At 56.7% G+C, this 17203-nt stretch carries 15 protein-coding genes and 2 tRNA genes; 8 read left to right on the forward strand and 9 right to left on the reverse strand.

Features of this window, described 5'->3' with window-relative positions; translation table 11 throughout:
- Positions 1 to 49 precede the first annotated feature (49 nt).
- The 3 genes from ACEPPP_RS13685 (at position 50) to ACEPPP_RS13695 (ending at position 3707) form a co-directional block, all read left to right on the forward strand.
- Complete coding sequence (locus ACEPPP_RS13685) at positions 50 to 1390, forward strand: YhjD/YihY/BrkB family envelope integrity protein (RefSeq protein WP_374087554.1); 1341 nt, start codon at positions 50 to 52, stop codon at positions 1388 to 1390.
- Between the two features lie 120 nt (positions 1391 to 1510).
- The gene (gene lnt / locus ACEPPP_RS13690) at positions 1511 to 3067 is read left to right on the forward strand and encodes an apolipoprotein N-acyltransferase (protein WP_374087556.1); all 1557 of its coding nucleotides are present in this window, start codon (positions 1511 to 1513) and stop codon (positions 3065 to 3067) included.
- Between the two features lie 109 nt (positions 3068 to 3176).
- A complete protein-coding gene (locus ACEPPP_RS13695) occupies positions 3177 to 3707 on the forward strand; it encodes a septal ring lytic transglycosylase RlpA family protein (protein WP_374087558.1) in 531 nt (176 codons plus the stop codon).
- A gap of 40 nt (positions 3708 to 3747) precedes the next feature.
- On the opposite strand, the gene lspA is transcribed toward ACEPPP_RS13695, so the two are convergent.
- The 4 genes from lspA to ACEPPP_RS13715 form a co-directional block, all read right to left on the reverse strand.
- Positions 3748 to 4227 carry a signal peptidase II gene (gene lspA, locus ACEPPP_RS13700; RefSeq protein WP_374087560.1) on the reverse strand — a complete coding sequence of 160 codons (480 nt, stop codon included), beginning with the start codon at positions 4225 to 4227 and terminating at the stop codon, positions 3748 to 3750.
- Between the two features lie 8 nt (positions 4228 to 4235).
- The gene (gene ileS / locus ACEPPP_RS13705) at positions 4236 to 7061 is read right to left on the reverse strand and encodes an isoleucine--tRNA ligase (RefSeq protein ID WP_374087562.1); all 2826 of its coding nucleotides are present in this window, start codon (positions 7059 to 7061) and stop codon (positions 4236 to 4238) included.
- Positions 7045 to 7998, reverse strand: a complete 954-nt coding sequence (gene ribF / locus ACEPPP_RS13710; protein WP_374087564.1) for a bifunctional riboflavin kinase/FAD synthetase — start codon at positions 7996 to 7998, stop codon at positions 7045 to 7047. The genes ileS and ribF overlap by 17 nt, the downstream gene beginning before the upstream one ends.
- Before the next feature lie 225 nt (positions 7999 to 8223).
- Positions 8224 to 8457, reverse strand: coding sequence for a hypothetical protein (locus ACEPPP_RS13715; protein ID WP_374087566.1), 234 nt, complete (start codon positions 8455 to 8457; stop codon positions 8224 to 8226).
- Positions 8458 to 8891: 434 nt separating this feature from the next.
- Between ACEPPP_RS13715 and ACEPPP_RS13720 the strand changes: the two genes are divergently transcribed.
- From ACEPPP_RS13720 to ACEPPP_RS13735, 4 genes are all read left to right on the forward strand, one after another.
- On the forward strand, positions 8892 to 9818 hold the full coding sequence (locus ACEPPP_RS13720) for an SPFH domain-containing protein (RefSeq protein WP_374087570.1): 927 nt from the start codon (positions 8892 to 8894) through the stop codon (positions 9816 to 9818).
- A gap of 11 nt (positions 9819 to 9829) precedes the next feature.
- Positions 9830 to 10273 (forward strand): NfeD family protein, encoded by a 444-nt coding sequence (locus ACEPPP_RS13725; RefSeq protein WP_374087571.1) that lies wholly within the window; start codon positions 9830 to 9832, stop codon positions 10271 to 10273.
- Between the two features lie 34 nt (positions 10274 to 10307).
- Complete coding sequence (locus tag ACEPPP_RS13730; protein ID WP_374087573.1) at positions 10308 to 10982, forward strand: lysozyme inhibitor LprI family protein; 675 nt, start codon at positions 10308 to 10310, stop codon at positions 10980 to 10982.
- 68 nt (positions 10983 to 11050) lie between these two features.
- Positions 11051 to 11368, forward strand: a complete 318-nt coding sequence (locus ACEPPP_RS13735) for a hypothetical protein (protein ID WP_374087575.1) — start codon at positions 11051 to 11053, stop codon at positions 11366 to 11368.
- 345 nt (positions 11369 to 11713) lie between these two features.
- Here ACEPPP_RS13735 and ACEPPP_RS13740 read toward each other — a convergent pair whose 3' ends face one another.
- The 5 genes from ACEPPP_RS13740 to ACEPPP_RS13760 form a co-directional block, all read right to left on the reverse strand.
- Complete coding sequence (locus ACEPPP_RS13740; RefSeq protein WP_374087577.1) at positions 11714 to 12238, reverse strand: hypothetical protein; 525 nt, start codon at positions 12236 to 12238, stop codon at positions 11714 to 11716.
- A 93-nt stretch (positions 12239 to 12331) separates the two neighbouring features.
- Positions 12332 to 13495 carry a slipin family protein gene (locus tag ACEPPP_RS13745; RefSeq protein ID WP_374087579.1) on the reverse strand — a complete coding sequence of 388 codons (1164 nt, stop codon included), beginning with the start codon at positions 13493 to 13495 and terminating at the stop codon, positions 12332 to 12334.
- 275 nt (positions 13496 to 13770) lie between these two features.
- Positions 13771 to 13841: transfer RNA gene (locus ACEPPP_RS13750), tRNA-Met, on the reverse strand.
- Positions 13841 to 13915 (reverse strand) — tRNA-Trp (locus ACEPPP_RS13755). The genes ACEPPP_RS13750 and ACEPPP_RS13755 overlap by 1 nt, the downstream gene beginning before the upstream one ends.
- A 99-nt stretch (positions 13916 to 14014) precedes the next feature.
- A complete protein-coding gene (locus ACEPPP_RS13760; protein WP_374087581.1) occupies positions 14015 to 15241 on the reverse strand; it encodes an RtcB family protein in 1227 nt (408 codons plus the stop codon).
- 321 nt (positions 15242 to 15562) lie between these two features.
- On the opposite strand from ACEPPP_RS13760, the gene rtcR reads away from it, so the two are divergent.
- Positions 15563 to 17152: an RNA repair transcriptional activator RtcR gene (gene rtcR, locus ACEPPP_RS13765; RefSeq protein ID WP_374087583.1), complete on the forward strand. Its 1590-nt coding sequence runs from the start codon at positions 15563 to 15565 to the stop codon at positions 17150 to 17152.
- Positions 17153 to 17203: the final 51 nt, after the last annotated feature.

Raw genomic sequence — 17203 nt, forward strand, 5'->3', positions numbered from 1 at the left:
GAGTCTGGTACGGTATTTTTTCAGCTTGCCGATAAGGAGCCCCCTGGCGATGCCGAACTTCGATGCGATCAAACATTATCTGACGACTGAAATTTGGCGGGAATACGGCGAACCCCGTTCCGGCTTTGCCCAAAGGATAGCCGCGTTACTGCGCGGCATGCTGATTCTGATCCGGGAAGCAACCGAGGGCGATCTGCGCTACCGGGCGATGGGACTGGTCTATACGACCTTGCTGTCGTTGGCGCCGCTGCTGGCGGTCAGTTTTTCGATGCTGAAGGCGTTCGGCGTGCATAACCAGCTGATGCCGTTGCTGCTGAGTCTGCTGGAGCCGCTCGGCAGCAAAGGCGTGGAGATGGCCGGACAGATCATCGGTTATGTCGAAAACATCCATATCGGTGTTTTGGGCGCGGCCGGTTTGGTGGTATTGCTTTATTCGGTGGTTTCGCTGTTGAAAATCATCGAGGAATGCTTCAACCGGATCTGGCGCGTCGAGATGCCCAGAAACTGGATTCGCCGCAGCAGCGACTACCTGAGCATGTTGCTGGTCGGGCCGGTCCTGGTCGTTTCGGCGTTCGGCGTGATGGCATCGATGGCCAATACCGCCTTCGCGCAGAAGCTGATCGCGCAAGAGCCTTTCGGCAGCGCCTATTATCTGGCCGGGTTGATTCTGCCTTATGTGTTGATCGTCGCGGCGCTGACCTTTCTTTACATGTTCATGCCGAATGCCCGGGTCAACTTTCGTTCCGCATTGGCCGGCGGCATCGCGGCCGGACTGACCTGGAAAATGGTCGGCTGGCTGTACGGCATCTTCGTCGCGAAATCGGTCAGTTATAACGCGATCTATTCGAGTTTCGCGATCATTCTCTTGTCGATGATCTGGCTCTATGTCAGCTGGCTGATCGTGCTGCTGGGCGGCGTGATTTCATTTCTGCACCAGCACCCGCGCTATCTTCTGCACAAAAACAAAAAACCGGACCTGACGCATCGTCAGCAGGAGTATCTCGGTTTCCTGATCATGTATCTGATCGGCAAGGCGTATTACGAGGGCCAAGCGCCGTGGACCTTGCATGCCTTGGCGGAGGCGGTCGAATTGCCCTGGGAGGCGGTCCAGCACATGGTGCAGGGTCTCGAAAAATCGGGATTCGTGATCGCGATCCAGTCCGAGCCGAATGCGTATCTTCCGGCCAGGGCGATCGAAACGATCAGTCTCAAGGAGATTTACGCCTGCCTGCGCGCGTTTGACGGCCAAGCGCATATGACCGTGATGAGTCCAAAAATCGCCGAAAGCGTGCTGGATTTGACCCTTCATATCGAGAACGCGGCGCAGGCTGTTCTGGATGGTCGGAGTTTGAGCGATCTGATTCATCCGCCGGTGGAAAGCGCCAAATAAGCCGGGGTGAGGTAAGTGCCTGCCAGCCTTCCTGTGTTTCTCTGAATTTTAATCCGGCTTCCGCTAAAATACGCGCTCAGTTCGGCTTATGGCCTGATCTTATTACGCTAGCTCCCTGCCTTGAAACCTTTTCGCGAAAACTTCAATTTCTCCAGGCCCATTCTTGGGGACGTTATCGCGCTCGTTGCCGGAGTCGTCTATACCCTGGCGTTTGCGCCTTTCAATTTATCCTATGCCGTCTTTCCCGCGCTGGCCTGCCTGTTTTTTGCGACCTTAGCCTTAAGCCCGAAGCGTGCCGCTCTCAGAGGTTATGTATTCGGTCTGGGTCAGTTCGGTTTGGGCGTTTCCTGGGTCTATGTCAGCGTGCATGACTATGGCGGCGGAGGTCTGCTCGGCTCGCTGTTGATTGCCGGCCTATTCGTCGGCTTTTGGGCGCTGTTTCCCGCGCTAGCGGTGTATCTCGCGACCCAGTTGCCGTATAAACGGTCCAGTCGTCTGCTTTTATGTCCGCTGCTGTGGGTGTTGGTCGACTATCTGCGCGGGCGCATCGTGCTGGAAGGTTTTCCCTGGCTGCAAATCGCCTACTCGCAACTGGACACGCCGCTGGCCGGCTATATTCCTCTCGTCGGCGGCTATGGCACCGGCTTACTTGCGGCGCTTTCGGCCGCCCTGCTGGTCGGCATCGCAAGCAAACCCAAATCCTCGTTATGGATGCTGGCGAGTTTAGCTGGATTATGGATTGCCGGCGGCTGGTTAAGGACGCAGGCATGGACGCAGCCGATTGGAGAGCCGATCAAGACCGCCCTGATTCAGGGCAATGTCGCGCAGGACAAAAAATGGCTGCCCGAAACCCGGATCGGCACGATCCTGCGCTATAGCCAGATGACCGAGGCGCATTGGGATTCGCAAGTGATCGTCTGGCCGGAATCGGCGGTGCCGGCGTATTTGTCCGATGTATACGACGCTTTCCTGTTGCCGTTGGGTCAGGCCGCGAAAGCGCATCGGACCGATCTGATCGTCAGCGTGCCGTCCTACGGCAATACCGAAGGGGAAAAATACAATTCGGTCATTACGCTGGGCAGGGAAGCCGGGATGTACCGCAAGGTGCATCTTTTGCCTTTCGGGGAATACATGCCGTGGCAGCCGGTATCGGGCTGGATTCTGTCTCATTTCAACATGCGCCTGAGCCAGTTTACGCCGGGCAGGCCGGACCAGCCTTTGCTCAGCGCGGGCGGCTACCGCTTCAGCACCTCGATCTGCTATGAGGATGCGTTTGCGGAGAATGCGCTGCGCGGTTTGCCGGAGGCGGCTTACCTGGTTAATGCGACCAATGACGCCTGGTTCGGCGACTCGATCGAACCGCACCAGCATTTGCAGATGGCCAGGATGCGCGCCTTGGAGGCGGGGCGGTATCTGTTGCGCTCGACCAATACCGGCGCGACCGCGATCATTTCGCCCGAGGGAAAAGTGCTCAGTCAGGCGCCGTTGTTCACCGCGACCACGTTGACCGGTACGATAGAGCCGATGGCCGGCCTGACGCCGTTTGCGCGGCTGGGCGGGGATGCGCCGATCGTGCTGTTTATGCTGGCGCTGTTGCTGATGATATTGATCGAAGGCAATACGCAGGTCATCGGCGCATGTCTTGGCAAGGCGAGACGTTGCGAAGGAAAACCTTGATTCAAGCGCAAATTTAAGCCGTTAGGCGGCGTTTGTTTGTATAATCAGAAAACTATTAAGACCTCTTTTTTATTGCGGTTTTATCGTTTTACTGCGAGGTTGCCGAACTATGCCGATGATCACTGAGTTGCAAAGGGTTCAAAAGAAGACGGTACTCTTCGGCGCCGTGTTGAGTGCGGCGCTGTTCAGCGGCTGCGCGACCAAGCCGGCCGTATCGCCGGGATTGTATCAACCAAGCAAAGTCCAGCATGCCGAAAATTACCGGCACAAGGCCGCCTATAATCGACCTTATCAGGTTCGAGGTCGCACCTATTATCCGATGACCTCGGCGGCGGGCTACAAGGAATTCGGCATTGCTTCCTGGTATGGCTCGGAGTCGGGGAACACAACCGCGATGGGAACGCGGTTCAGGCCGCACAGCCTGACCGCCGCGCATAAAACCTTGCCGTTACCCTGCAAGGTCAGGGTGACCAATCTGCATAACGGCCGTTCGGTTGATGTGGTGGTCAATGACCGAGGGCCCTTCAAGAAGGGGCGGCTGATCGATTTATCGAAAGCCGCCGCCAGAAAGATAGGCATTCGCGGGATGGCCAAGGTCAAAGTCGAGTATATCGGCAATCCCGGCAGCGAGATTGACTGAGGATTTGAACCCTGCGATACGCCTGATTTTAAGGCAAGGTTTAGCCGGGTTCTTTTTTGGCCGAACCAAACCAGCCGAACGATTCGGCCAGCATCAGAAACACCCCCAGGTTGATCGCGGCGTCGGCGATATTGAACGCCGGGAAATGCGAGTTGCCGTAATACACGTCGATAAAATCGATCACATAACCGTAGGCCACCCGGTCGATCAGGTTGCCGACCGCGCCGCCGAGGATCAGTGCCAATGAAGCCCCGAGCAAATGCTCATGCTTTTGCAGTTTGGCGAGCCAGATCGTGATCGCGACGCTGATCGTCAGCGCCAGTCCCGAAAAAAACCAGCGCTGCCAGCCGCCGGCCTCGCTCAGAAAGCTGAACGCGGCGCCGGTGTTATGCACATAGGTCAGATTGAAGTACGGCATGACCGGAATCGATTCGTACAAATGCATCGAGACGTCGATCGTCAACTTGCTGCCCTGGTCGAGCAGCACCGCGAACAGGGTTAACCAAAGCCATTTCAACATCGGCATGATCATGCAAATTGACGGTTTTCGCCGTCGCCGACCACGTTTTCGACGCAGCGCCCGCACAGATCGGGATGATCCGCATGTTCGCCGACATCGTAGCGCTGATGCCAGCAGCGCACGCATTTGGGCTGTTCCGACACGATCACCTTGACGCGGACGCCCGGAATGTCGGTCGGGGCCGCATCGTCCGGGCAGAATTGTTCGGCGATCACCGACGCGCCGGAGGTGATCAGCACGAAATGCAGTTCGCCGGCCAAGAGGTTCAAGGCGTCGAAATAATCCTCGTTGCAGTACAGTTCGACTTCCGCATTCAACGAGGCGCCGATGTCGCCTTTCGCGCGGCTTTTTTCGAGTTCCTTGCTGACCGCGGTGCGCACGGCCATCACTTTTTGCCAGGTGTCGCGGCTGATCGCAGCATTGGCGTCGAGTTGGGCTAAGCCGGTATACCAGGTCTCGAGAAACACCGACTCGCTGCGTGCGCCCGGCATGAAATGCCAGATTTCATCGGCGGTATAGCTGATGATCGGCGCAAGCCAGCGCACCAGCGCTTCGAGTACATGATACATCGCGGTTTGCGCGGAACGCCGGGCTAGGCCGTCGGTTTTCGCGGTGTACTGGCGGTCCTTGACCACATCCAGATAAAAGCCGCCGAGGTCGATCACGCAAAAGTGATGCACTTTTTGGTAAATCGACTGGAATTGATAGGCCTCGTAGGCGGCCTTGACCTCTTCCTGCAGCTGCCAGGCGCGGTCCATGATCCAGCGGTCCAGCGGCAGCAGCTTGCCGGTTTCGATCAGATCCTGCGTCGGGTCGAAGTCGTTCAGATTCGACAATAAAAAGCGCGCGGTATTTCTGAGGCGGCGGTAGCCGTCGGCGGTCCGGTTCAGAATCTCATCGGATACGGTCATTTCGCCTCGGTAATCGGCCGAAGCGACCCACAGGCGCAGGATGTCCGCGCCGAGATCCTTCATCACCGATTGCGGCGCGACCACGTTGCCTTTCGATTTGGACATCTTCTTGCCGTCCGCATCGACCGTAAAGCCGTGCGTCAATACCGCCTTGTACGGCGCGACATCGTTCATCGCGGTCGAGGCCAACAGCGACGACTGGAACCAGCCGCGATGCTGGTCCGAGCCTTCGAGGTACAGGTCGGCCGGGAAGGTCAACTCGTCGCGGCGGTCGAGCACGCCGGCATGGGTCACGCCGGAATCGAACCAGACATCGAGGGTGTCGTTGATCTTGTCGTAGAAAGCTGCATCCTCGCCCAAAAGTTCCGCAGGGTCCAACTCGAACCAGGCGTCGATGCCTTGCGCCTCGATCTTTTTCGCGATCGGCTCGATCAATTCGACCGTGCGCGGATGCAGTTCACCGGTTTCTTTATGAATGAAGAAGGTGATCGGTACGCCCCAAGTGCGCTGCCGCGAGATACACCAGTCCGGCCGGCCGTTCAGCATGCTTTCGATACGCGCTTGTCCCCAATCCGGAATCCAGTCGACGCGTTTGACTTCGGCCAGCGCGGTCTCGCGCAGATGATTCTTCTCCATCGAGATGAACCATTGCGGCGTCGCGCGGAAAATGATCGGCGTCTTGTGCCGCCAGCAATGCGGATAGCTGTGCTGAATCGCATGGTGATGCAGGAGCTTGCCGTTCGCTTCCAGCACTTCCAGCACATGCGCGTTCGCCTTGAACACATGCTCGCCGGCGAACAGTTCGGTCGTCGGCAAAAACACGCCGTCGCCGCCGACCGGATTGTCGACCGGCAGCCCGTATTTGAGGCCTGCGACATAGTCTTCCTGGCCGTGGCCGGGCGCGGTATGCACAGCTCCAGTGCCCGCATCGGTGGTCACATGGTCGCCGAGGATGATCGGCACCTGGCGCTTGTAGAAAGGGTGGTGCAGCATCTGATGTTCGAGCGCGGCGCCTTTGCAGTAGGCGATCACCTGCGGATTGTCGATGTCGTAACGCGACATCGCATCCTTCAGCAGCGCTTCGGCGACGACCAGGCGTTCCTTGACGCCGTCCTTTTCGCATTGCACGACCGCGTAATCGAGCTCGGCATTCAAGGCGACGCCCTGGTTTGCGGGCAGGGTCCACGGCGTGGTGGTCCAGATCACGACCGACAGCGGGCCTTCGCCTGCGCCGACATGGTGGCAATGGGCCAGGAAAGCGGCCGGATCGACCGCTTCGAAGCGCACGTCGATCGCCGGCGAATGCTTGTCTTCGTATTCGACTTCGGCTTCGGCCAGCGCGGAGCCGCAGTCGGTGCACCAGTGCACCGGCTTCGCGCCGTGTGTGATATGGCCTTTCGCGACGATCTTGCCGAGCGAGCGCACGATGTCCGCTTCAAACGCAAAATCCATCGTCAGATAAGGATTGTCCCAGTCGCCGAGGATGCCGAGGCGGACGAAAGCATCCTTTTGCAGCGCGACCTGCTTGCCGGCATACTCGCGGCAGGCTTTGCGGAACGCGGCGGGGGATACCTTGACGCCGGCCTTGCCGACTTTCTTCTCGACCATCAGTTCGATCGGCAGGCCGTGGCAATCCCAGCCGGGTACATAAGGCGCATCGAAGCCGGCCAGCGTTTTCGACTTGACGATGATGTCCTTCAACACCTTGTTGACCGCGTGGCCGATATGGATTTCGCCGTTCGCATACGGAGGGCCGTCATGCAAAACGAATTTCGGACGCCCGGCCGCCGCTGCACGGATCTTGTGGTACAGTTTGGATTCGTTCCAGATCTTCAACCGTTCCGGTTCGCGCTGCGCCAGGTTCGCTTTCATCGGGAAAGCGGTCGTCGGTAAATTAAGCGTTTTTTTATAATCCATAGTCATAAGCTTTCGAATCGGCAAAAATCTTTTGGGTGACGGCCACATCATTCTCGATCTGGGCCTTCAGTTTTTCGAGGGAATGAAAACGCATTTCATCGCGGATTTTGTGCTTGAAATGCACTTCCACATAGCGTCCGTAAATTTCCCGGTTAAAATTGAATAAATGGGTTTCGAGGATCACTTTCGAGCCGCCGTCGACGGTCGGCCGCGTGCCGACATTGGCGATGCCCTGAATGGCTTCCTCGCCGAGCCCGGTCATGGTGACCGCGAAAACGCCCTGCAACGGCGTATTCTTGCGATGCAATTTGATGTTGGCGGTCGGAAAACCCAGCGCTCTGCCGCGTTTTTCGCCATGCACGATGCGGCCGCAGACCGAATAACTACGGCCCAGCAATTGTTCGGCCTGGGCGAGATTGCCGGCCGTCAACGCGTCCCGGATCAACGTGCTGCTGACGCGGAGTCCGTCGACATAAAACGAACCGGTGTCTTCGACCGTAAATCCCCAGTGCAGGCCTTTTTCCTGCAGCATCGCAAAATTGCCGCGCCTGGCCTTGCCGAAATGAAAATCGTCGCCGATCACCAGATGTTTGACATTCAATTTCTCGATCAGAATGTCATCGATGAATTTTTCGGCGTCCAGATTCGCAAACTGCCGATTGAAGCGCATGACCAGCAAATAATCGACCGGAAGCCCGGCAAAATCGATCACTTTTTCCCTAAGGCGCATCAGCCGGGACGGCGCGTTGTCGCCGAGAAAATATTCCAGCGGCTGCGGCTCAAAAATCATCACCACGACCGGAAGTCCGGTCGCCCGGCCTTTGGCGGCCAGTTTCTCGATCACCGCGCGATGGCCCAAATGCAGGCCGTCGAAATTTCCGATCGTGAGCACGCAGCCCGGATCGAGCGGCTCCAGATGGGATAAGCCTCTGATTACACGCATGGCATACGCTTCAAACACGCGGGTGGAGTCGGGATCGGTCCTGCCGTTAAGCAGTAAGGCATGGTTTGACCTGTAACGGCGGACTCAGAAAAGGCATAAATCAGCGCTGCGTTCAATTAAAACTGCCGATTCTATCATGATTAGCGTGGCAGGGTAGGTGCCGGATACGTTTTTGGGCGTTACGCGATGGGGGACGAAATACGTCGTCCCCATCGCGTGGTTGCACTATTTGGCTGCCGGAGCGCTCGGCGCCGCATCCGGGGTGGGCGTTGGAACCGGGGCCGGGGCGGGCGCTACGATTTGTGCCGGAGTTTCCTTCAGCGCCTTGGCTTCTTTTTCGCGTTTCAGCCCTTCGCCGTACAGGGTGACGGTAATCATGATCAGGATCGGCGTGATCATCGCGATCATAAAACGCGTGGGCTCTTTCAGGAAAAAAAGCGGCCATTTCGGTTTGATCATGCCGAGCACAAAGAAAATAACCGTAAACGCTGCCAACTGAAAAGAAAAATTTACTAAATCATTTACCATAATGAGTTGCCTGTAAAAACGAGTAAAAGCCGAGAGTTGCGGGGAGCATGATTCCCGCGGTTTGCAACCCGTTACTATACCATTCCGACGCGCCGAAATTAATCCTCCGCCTGATCAAAGGGATAATATTCGGGTATTTTTGCACGCGCAGGCTTGATCTCCAGGAAGCGGAATGAACGCAGTCAAGGTAGCGGCATTCGGCGTCTTGGATGCTTTATATGGTGAAAAATGGGGCGATTGTGATATAAATCGCGCTAAGTCTTCACGCAGCCTAAATTAGTTGCAACCGCCGGCAGGCAGCAAGTTTTCTGTGCCATACTGTTGGCTGTCATTCACCTTTTCAACCTGAGAAATGAGGAGGCCCCATGGGCTTTGGCGCGTTCGTTTTAGTCTTGTTGGTGCTGGCGATATTGCTGGTGTTTTTGTCGGTAAAACCCGTTCCCCAGGGTATGGAATATACGGTCGAGCGCTTCGGCCGTTATACCAATACCTTGACCCCAGGCTTGAATATCATCATGCCGGTCATCGATAAGATCGGCCGTAAAATGATCATGATGGAGCAGGTGCTGGATGTGCCGTCGCAGGAGGTGATTACCAAGGACAATGCGATGGTGACCGTCGACGGCGTGGTGTTCTATCAGGTCATGGATGCCGCGAAAGCCGCGTACGAAGTCAGCAAGCTGGAATGGGCGATACTGAATCTGGTGATGACCAACATCCGGACTGTGATGGGTTCGATGGATCTGGATGAGTTGCTGTCACGGCGCGACGACATCAATGCGCGCTTGCTGACGGTGGTCGACGATGCGACGACGCCATGGGGCATCAAAGCCACACGGATCGAAATCAAGGACATCGCGCCGCCGAAAGACCTGGTCGAAGCGATGGGCAAACAGATGAAGGCGGAACGCTTGAAACGCGCCTCGATTCTGGAAGCGGAAGGGCTCCGGCAATCCGAAATTCTGCGCGCCGAAGGCGCTCAGCAGGCGGCGGTTCTGGAGGCCGAAGGCCGCAAGGAAGCCGCCTATCGGGATGCCGATGCGCGGGAGCGTCTGGCGCAAGCCGAAGCTCGGGCGACCCTGATGGTGTCCGAAGCGATCGGCAAGGGCGACCTGAACGCGATCAATTATTTCATCGCGCAAAAATATATCGACGCGCTGCAAAAAATCGCTTCCGCCGAAAACGGCAAATTGATCTTCATGCCGCTCGAAGCCTCCAGTGTGATCGGCGCGCTGGGCGGCATCGGCGAACTGGCCAAGGAAGCGATGGGCAAAAACACCAAAGGCGCGTAATGGAAATGGCGATGAGCGAACTGGATTTTGTCTTCTGGTACTGGTGGGTATGGGCGCTGCTGCTGTTGGTGATCGAACTGCTCGCGCCCGGCTTCTTCTTTCTGTGGATGTCTGCGGCGGGTTTCGTGACCGGCTGTCTGGTCTTCCTATTTCCCGATACGCCTGAAAATTTTCAAATCTTTGAATTTTCGATACTGTCGGTCGCCGCGATCGCGGTTTGGCGCTTTTATGTCAAAAAACACCCGATAGAAAGCGACCGTCCGCTTTTGAACAAGCGCGGCGCGCAATACATCGGCCGCGTTTTCAATCTGTACACGCCGATCGAAAACGGCCAGGGCAAGATCAGGGTGGGAGATTCCATTTGGACGGTACACGGGCCCGATTGCGACATTCACACCAAGGTCCGGGTGGTTTCGGTGAACGGTACCGTCTTCGAAGTCGAGAAAGTGGAATAGCTTTCAGTCCAGTTTCTAAGTCGGGAAATTTGACATGATAAAGAAGACATTCCTCTTGATCGCCGCGGCTGGATTTTTAATCGCCTCACCGGCTTCCTATGCCGCCAGCTTCGACTGTGCGAAGGCGCGTAACTGGATTGAGAAAACGATCTGCTCCGATGTTGAATTGTCCGGCCTTGATGAGCAATTAACGGATTCGTATCAAAACGCGCTGGCGGTCGCCGCCAAAGGCGAGGCTCTGAAAGCGGAGCAAAAAGCCTGGCTCAAATCGACGCGTAATCCGTGTAAGGACATAGCCTGCTTGAGGCAGGCTTATGTGAACAGGATTGCCGGCCTCGATGGGGTCGTCGCGGCCGCGCCGAAAGCGAATGGCATTTTCGGAGAATACGAACGCTATGATAACGGCAAGCCGGCTAAGGACTCGGCCACGATCCTGGTAAAGGAAGAGAAGGACGGCCGGATTCATGTGCGGGGCGATGCGGCATGGGTAGGTAACGCGGAACGAGGAAACGTTAACACCGGCGAGCTGGAAGGATCGTTCCCGCTCGACAACGGCAAGATTCATTATGCCGACGGCGAGGCAGAAGGCTGCCGGCTGACCATTGCCTTCGCTCCGAACGGCCTGACCGTCAGCGATGACAACATGCGCTGCGGTGGACTCAATGTTTCGTTCAACGGGCAATATCGGAAAGTTAAGGGCAAGCCGTGAGCGTGCCACGGCCGGATGTGGGGCGTGTTTCACCGAATCTTGCGGTTATGTAAATAAGAGGAATAGTTATGGAGCCCGAAGCAGAAACCGATAATCGCCGAGACATGCGAGTTGCCCGTATCTTGGCATCGCTTATCAGTGTTGTGCTGATTGGGCTTGGGCTCTGGTCCATCTTCAGCGGAACCTACTCGGGGCACACATCCAAGCTGGGTGGAGCCGATATATTTCTCGAAGGTCGTTCGGCAGTTTTGGGCGGATGCATGTATATCGCCCTTGGGCTGTTTCCCTTGGCCTTCTGGTTCAAGCTGCCGCGGCATGCCGCTTGGTGGGCCAGCGTTTGCATGGTTGCGTTCTTGGGTTTCCTACTGACCATGCTTAACTCTTGAATCAGCGAGTAGCGTTGAAGATACAAGGGGGCGCACCGCGCACCATTTCCAAGTCGGGCCGTTTTATCGAATTCCGGTGGGCTATCTATCTCGTTTGCCAAGATTATCGTCGTAATTTGGCATCGAAAAGGGGGCGCGATGCGACCCTTACCTGACAGCCTTTGACTTTTGGTTTTTTATGTGCACTTCAGTTCAATAGAATCGGCCGAGGCACGAAGCCCATCAATCGCGAACGATGGGCTTCCTTCGTCAACCCATCCTATGGCCCTGTAGGGTGCGCACCGCGCACCATTTCCGCTTTAAAAATTTGACAATGAAAAGGGGCGCAATGCGCCCCCTTGTGGCTCATTTTCCATATGACAGGCTCGGATGAGCGTCTTGCGAAGATTGATGAGCAGGACCTGTTTCATCGGAATAGTAGTCATCGCAGAAGTCCATTAGCTGCCGACGTCTGTCATTGAGACGCTTATGAAGAGCCGTAATGAAATCATCTTCAATTTCTATATCTGTAAGCCGGTCTGTTAGCTGTCTTTTTCCCTTGCTCACCCGAGAGAGAAGAACCCGATGCTCTTCGGCATAGAACATGCCGTGAAATATCTTATTTCTTTCTTCAAATATGGATTTCAGATCGTCTATAGCGGCAAGCCAGTGGGCTAGAGCTTCTTCTTGAACTTTGTGTATACAAATGCGCCGAAGAAGCTCAAGATTTTGAGACACCGTGTTTCCGGGTGGCACTAATGCTTTGGCCAAATGATGATCTCTTGCCATGACAATTATTACACTTCGTACAGCGCGTTCCATGAATCCAAAATCGACTACCAACTGCCCAAGGCCTTGTAAAAATTTCGGTGATTCCAATTTACGATGCATAGATTGATGTGTAATGAGTGATTAAATAGTCGTATATGTTAGGTTGAGCCTGGTAGGTCGGGTAACAGCTTCATCGTTGCCAGACCTACGCGGTTAAACCGTGTTCGTCTTGTCGATCAGCCTGACCATACCATTCATCACGCTATCCAATCCACCATAAACATTCAGCGTATTGATTCGCGCTGTGATTTTTTCGAGCGACTCCAACTCTTTCAAACGCAACAGAATCGGATTGCCTTCCATCACCTTTGCGGTGTTGTGCAACGACCGTGTCGCCTGGGTTTCTTCCTGGCGCTTGATCAGGTTCGCTTCGGCCATTTTTTGCGCCTCGACGACCTGGGTCAAAATCGCTTTCATGTCGCCGGGCAGGACGATGTCGCGCGCACCGACCGATTTGACTTCGATGCCGTAAACGGACGCCTTCGCGGCGACGATCTCAAGAATCTGCCGGTTCAGCGAGTTCTTGTCGGCCAAGAGTTCATCCAGCGTTTGCGTGCTGACGACCGTGCGCAGGGCCAGCTGCAACTCGCGGTACAGAAACTCCTTCGCGTCGGCCAGTTCCGCGCGGGCTTTTTCCGCTTCCTTGATTTGCCAGGTCGCGGACAGATTCACGCGCAGGCTGACCTTGTCCTTGGTCAAAATTTCCTGGCCGTTCACTTCCATGTTTTGCAAACGCAGGTCGAACAGCGTCAGCGTCGGGTTGTGGTTGAAGCGCCACCAGGCATGCACGCCCGCGCTCAACACCGCCTGAATTTCGTTGTCCACGGCCAGAAAGCCGACGTGATGGTCGGGAATGCTGAAGATCGCGATCGCGTTGATCGCGGCCCGCTTCAGCATGTCTTCCTTCGCGTTGCACAATTGCGCGGCGAGCGGCTTCGGCAGGGCCAATTCCCGGCCGATGTCGAGCTTGTCGATCCGGATTTCGTTTTGCGTTTTCCAGTACGCGCCCTGTTGGCCCGGCGCCTTGATGTCTTTCAGCACGTTGTTCTGATAGACCAGGCCGACCTCGTGGTCAGCCGTTTCCCAAAGCTGCAAGTGCGGCGCAAAGTCTTCCGCGTGCAGTTGCGCGAGGTTCAACAAATCGCCGGTGACGGTTTGCTGCAAGGCGTTCGTGATCGTGACGGTCTGCAACTGGTAGCGGTTCAGCCAGTCCCAGAGCCGGTAAACGCCGGGCGGCAGGACCTTCACGAACTGCTGATCCTTGAACAACAGGCCGCGTTGGGCTTCGGTGATGATCATTTTTTTGTTGATGGACATCGTTTTCTCCTTAAATTGGGGTTGACGGAACCTCCGCATCGACGCGGGCTGCTGACGCTTCAACCGGCGGGCGCCTTGCGTCCTGCGCGGCGCGCGCCGGCCGATTTTCGCCGGCAGGCTTTGCCGATGTTGCTTTGTGTTCGGATTGCGGCATCCCGGCCGCCATGCGCTAACCCAGCCGCATGCTGCTTCCTTGACGATTCCAAACTCGCGGCCCGGAGGTCCGCCGTGGCCCTTGCGGGCCGGTTTATCAAGCTACCTTGGCAGGGTAGGTTTGCTAGCCGGGGTCGAACCGGCGACAGACTGATGATGAGTCAGTTGCTCTATCCCACTGAGCTATAGCAATGGAGCCGCCGGCAGGATTCGAACCTGCGACTTCCGCGTTGGGCGCGGCGCTCTTCCTGGCTGAGCTACGGCGGCGTTTGGCGTCTTGTTGTCATCGATACGCGCTAGGTTAAACGGGCGCGTCAGGCAGGCTTTTGAACCTGCGCCGCTGCTGACAACGGCTCGCCAAATTCTTTAACCCTTGACGCAGACGACCTGCTTCAGGGTATGCACGATTTCGACCAGATCGGCCTGCGCGGCCATCACCTGGTCGATCGGCTTGTAGGCGGACGGCGTTTCGTCGATCACCTCACTGTCCTTGCGGCACTCGACGCCGGCCGTCGCCTCGATATGTTCGGCCAGCGACACGCGCTTCTTCGCCTCGGTGCGCGACATCACCCGGCCCGCGCCGTGGCTGCAGCTGCAAAAGCTTTCGGCGTTGCCGAGCCCCTTTACGATGAACGACTTTGCGCCCATGCTGCCCGGAATGATCCCCATTTCGCCGAGCCGCGCGCTGACCGCGCCTTTTCGGGTCACCCAGACATTCTCGCCGTAATGCTGTTCGCGGCGGATGTAGTTGTGATGGCAGTTGACCGCTTCGATATAGGTTTCGAACGGGATCGCGAGCACGTCGCGGAGCGCCCGCACGGCGCGCGCCATCATCGTTTCGCGGTTGATTCGGGCGAAATCCTGCGCCCAGGCGACCGCATCGATGTAATCCTGAAAGTGCGCGCTGCCTTCCGGGATGTAGGCCAGATCGCGGTCCGGCATATGGATGAACCAGCGTTCCATGTCCAATTTGGCCTGTTCGATGAAATGCGAGCCGATCCTGTTGCCGACGCCGCGCGAACCCGAGTGCAGCATGATCCAGACCGCATCGTTCTCGTCCAGGCAAATCTCGATGAAGTGGTTGCCGGTGCCGAGCGTTCCAAGCTGCGTCAGATTGTTCGTGTTTTTCAGGAACGGATGCTTTTCGCACAGGCGGTCGAAGCGGCCGCTCAATGCCGCCCAGGCGTTCAGCACGTCTTCGGGCGGTTCGCCCCAGCTCCCCTTGTCGCGGCCTCCGCGCACGGTTCTTTGCAGGCCGTGCGGCACTAGCGTTTCGATCCGGCTGCGTAGCGCTTCCAAAGAATCGGGCAACTGGTTAGCGCTCAGGCTGGTTTTCGCGGCGATCATCCCGCAGCCCAAATCGACGCCGACCGCGGCCGGAATCACCGCGCCTATCGTCGGAATCACGCTGCCGATCGTCGCGCCTTTTCCCAAATGCACGTCCGGCATCACCGCGATCCATTTGTGGATGAACGGCATTGCCGCGATATTCCGCAATTGCCGTTTGGAGTTGTCGTCGAAGCTGACGCCGCGCGTCCAGGATTTGATCGGATGCCGGCCGGGTTCGTGCAGGACTTCGTAGGGAGTGGTCATCGTTATTCTCTTTCGGTTGCTGACGATAAAGTGATAGCAAAGCGCGTGCCAGTATTGCGTGAGGCTTTGTGAGTTTCTTTAATGCTATGTTTATGAAGGGTAAAAATAGGGTGCTTTTGATAGCAAGGAAAATTTGGGGTTGAGCCTGGTTATTCTTGTTATATCGATTAAGATAGATGGCTATCTATATAAATATTTTTATAACCGATGTCGTAGTGATGAGGTGTAGCCTCGATGGAGTGTAACGGAATCGAGGTTTCGAAGCCGTCGATCCCTCGATTCCGCTGCGCTGCATCGAGGCTACATTTGAGGAGGCATTGCATGAAGACTGTCATCATCGGCCTGCTGGGCGCGCGTCTTGATCATGGCGGTTTGGGCCGAAAACGGCACGAACGCTGGCGGCCGACCGTATCGCTGGTGATGCACGACAGTTTGCCGGTCGACGAATTCGTCCTGCTGCATCATCCTGACGAGCAGCAGTTGGCCGACATCTCGGTCGACGACATGCGTGCCTTGTCGCCGCAAACAGTCATCACGACCCATCTGGTCGATTACGACGACCCCTGGGATTTCGAGCAGGTTTACAGCCGCTTGCTCGACTTCACGCGCAGTTATGCGTTCGATCCCGAACAGAACGACTATTACATCCACATCACCACCGGCACCCACGTCGCGCAAATCTGCCTGTACCTGTTGACCGAAGCGAATTATTTGCCGGGTAAGCTGATCCAAACCTCGCCGAGCAAGGATGGCGTGCAAGGGACTTTCCACATCATCGACCTGGATTTGTCGCGCTACGACCAGATTGCCTCGCGCTTCGAGAAGGAAGCCCGCGACGGCATCGCCTATCTGAAAGGTGGCATCGAGACCCGCAATGCCGCCTTCAACCGGCTGATTTCGCAGCTGGAGCAGGTGTCGATCAAGTCGTCCGCGCCGATGCTGCTGACCGGGCCGACCGGCGCGGGCAAATCGCGCCTCGCCAAACGGATTTACGAATTGAAAAAACAACGGGGCCAGGTGACAGGGAGGCTGGTCGAGGTGAACTGCGCGACCCTGCGCGGCGACAATGCGATGTCCGCGCTGTTCGGCCATGTCAAAGGCGCGTTTACCGGGGCATTGTCCGCGCGGACGGGACTTTTGCGCGAGGCGGACAAGGGGCTATTGTTTCTCGATGAAATCGGCGAATTGGGTCTGGACGAACAGGCGATGCTGCTGCGCGCGATCGAAGACAAGGTGTTCATGCCGCTCGGCGGCGACAGGGAGACCGGCAGCGATTTTCAATTGATCGTGGGCACCAACCGTAATCTGTACGAACAGGTACGCACCGGGCGATTCCGCGAGGACCTGCTGGCGCGGATCAATTTATGGACCTACGAACTGCCGGCGTTGAAGCAGCGCATCGAGGATTTCGAGCCGAACCTCGAACACGAATTGCAGCAGTTCACGGTCAGGGCCGGCTACAAGGTCAGCTTCAACAAGGCGGCGAGGGCGCAGTATCTGGCTTTCGCCTATGCGCCCGAAGCCTTATGGCGCGCCAATTTTCGCGACCTGAACTCCAGCGTGACCCGGATGGCGACCTTGGCAACCGGAGGACGCATCACCGAAGACATCGTGGCGGGTGAAATCGAGCGGCTCAAACAGGCGTGGTTCGCTTTCAGTCAGGAAAAGTCAATCGCTACTGAGGTATTGACCGAAGTCCTGCCGGCGGAGACGCTCAGCGAGCTGGATTTGTTCGATCGGATGCAGCTTTCCGAAGTGGTGAAGGTATGCCGCGAAAGCCGCAGTATGGCCGAGGCGGGGCGGAAGTTGTACAACGCCAGCCGCAATCAAAAAACCAGGGTGAACGACAGCCACCGCTTGAAACAATATTTGCAGCGTTTTGGGCTGACGTTTCAGGCGGTTTGCATATAGGGTTGAGGGTCACTTAACTGCCATACGTCGATGGACAACGGCATTGAAAGT

Origin of the sequence: Methylomicrobium lacus, assembly GCF_041897535.1 — a bacterium.
Lineage (GTDB): Bacteria > Pseudomonadota > Gammaproteobacteria > Methylococcales > Methylomonadaceae > Methylomicrobium > Methylomicrobium lacus_A.

Coding starts and splice junctions, on each gene's coding strand:
- ileS (WP_374087562.1), bottom strand. CDS start 7,061: ATGACTATGGATTATAAAAAAACGCTTAATTTACCGACGACCGCTTTC.
- ribF (WP_374087564.1), bottom strand. CDS start 7,998: ATGCGTGTAATCAGAGGCTTATCCCATCTGGAGCCGCTCGATCCGGGC.
- ACEPPP_RS13695 (WP_374087558.1), top strand. CDS start 3,177: ATGCCGATGATCACTGAGTTGCAAAGGGTTCAAAAGAAGACGGTACTC.
- ACEPPP_RS13725 (WP_374087571.1), top strand. CDS start 9,830: ATGAGCGAACTGGATTTTGTCTTCTGGTACTGGTGGGTATGGGCGCTG.
- ACEPPP_RS13685 (WP_374087554.1), top strand. CDS start 50: ATGCCGAACTTCGATGCGATCAAACATTATCTGACGACTGAAATTTGG.
- ACEPPP_RS13745 (WP_374087579.1), bottom strand. CDS start 13,495: ATGTCCATCAACAAAAAAATGATCATCACCGAAGCCCAACGCGGCCTG.
- ACEPPP_RS13715 (WP_374087566.1), bottom strand. CDS start 8,457: ATGATCAAACCGAAATGGCCGCTTTTTTTCCTGAAAGAGCCCACGCGT.
- ACEPPP_RS13730 (WP_374087573.1), top strand. CDS start 10,308: ATGATAAAGAAGACATTCCTCTTGATCGCCGCGGCTGGATTTTTAATC.
- ACEPPP_RS13740 (WP_374087577.1), bottom strand. CDS start 12,238: ATGCATCGTAAATTGGAATCACCGAAATTTTTACAAGGCCTTGGGCAG.
- ACEPPP_RS13760 (WP_374087581.1), bottom strand. CDS start 15,241: ATGACCACTCCCTACGAAGTCCTGCACGAACCCGGCCGGCATCCGATC.
- ACEPPP_RS13735 (WP_374087575.1), top strand. CDS start 11,051: ATGGAGCCCGAAGCAGAAACCGATAATCGCCGAGACATGCGAGTTGCC.
- lspA (WP_374087560.1), bottom strand. CDS start 4,227: ATGTTGAAATGGCTTTGGTTAACCCTGTTCGCGGTGCTGCTCGACCAG.
- ACEPPP_RS13720 (WP_374087570.1), top strand. CDS start 8,892: ATGGGCTTTGGCGCGTTCGTTTTAGTCTTGTTGGTGCTGGCGATATTG.
- rtcR (WP_374087583.1), top strand. CDS start 15,563: ATGAAGACTGTCATCATCGGCCTGCTGGGCGCGCGTCTTGATCATGGC.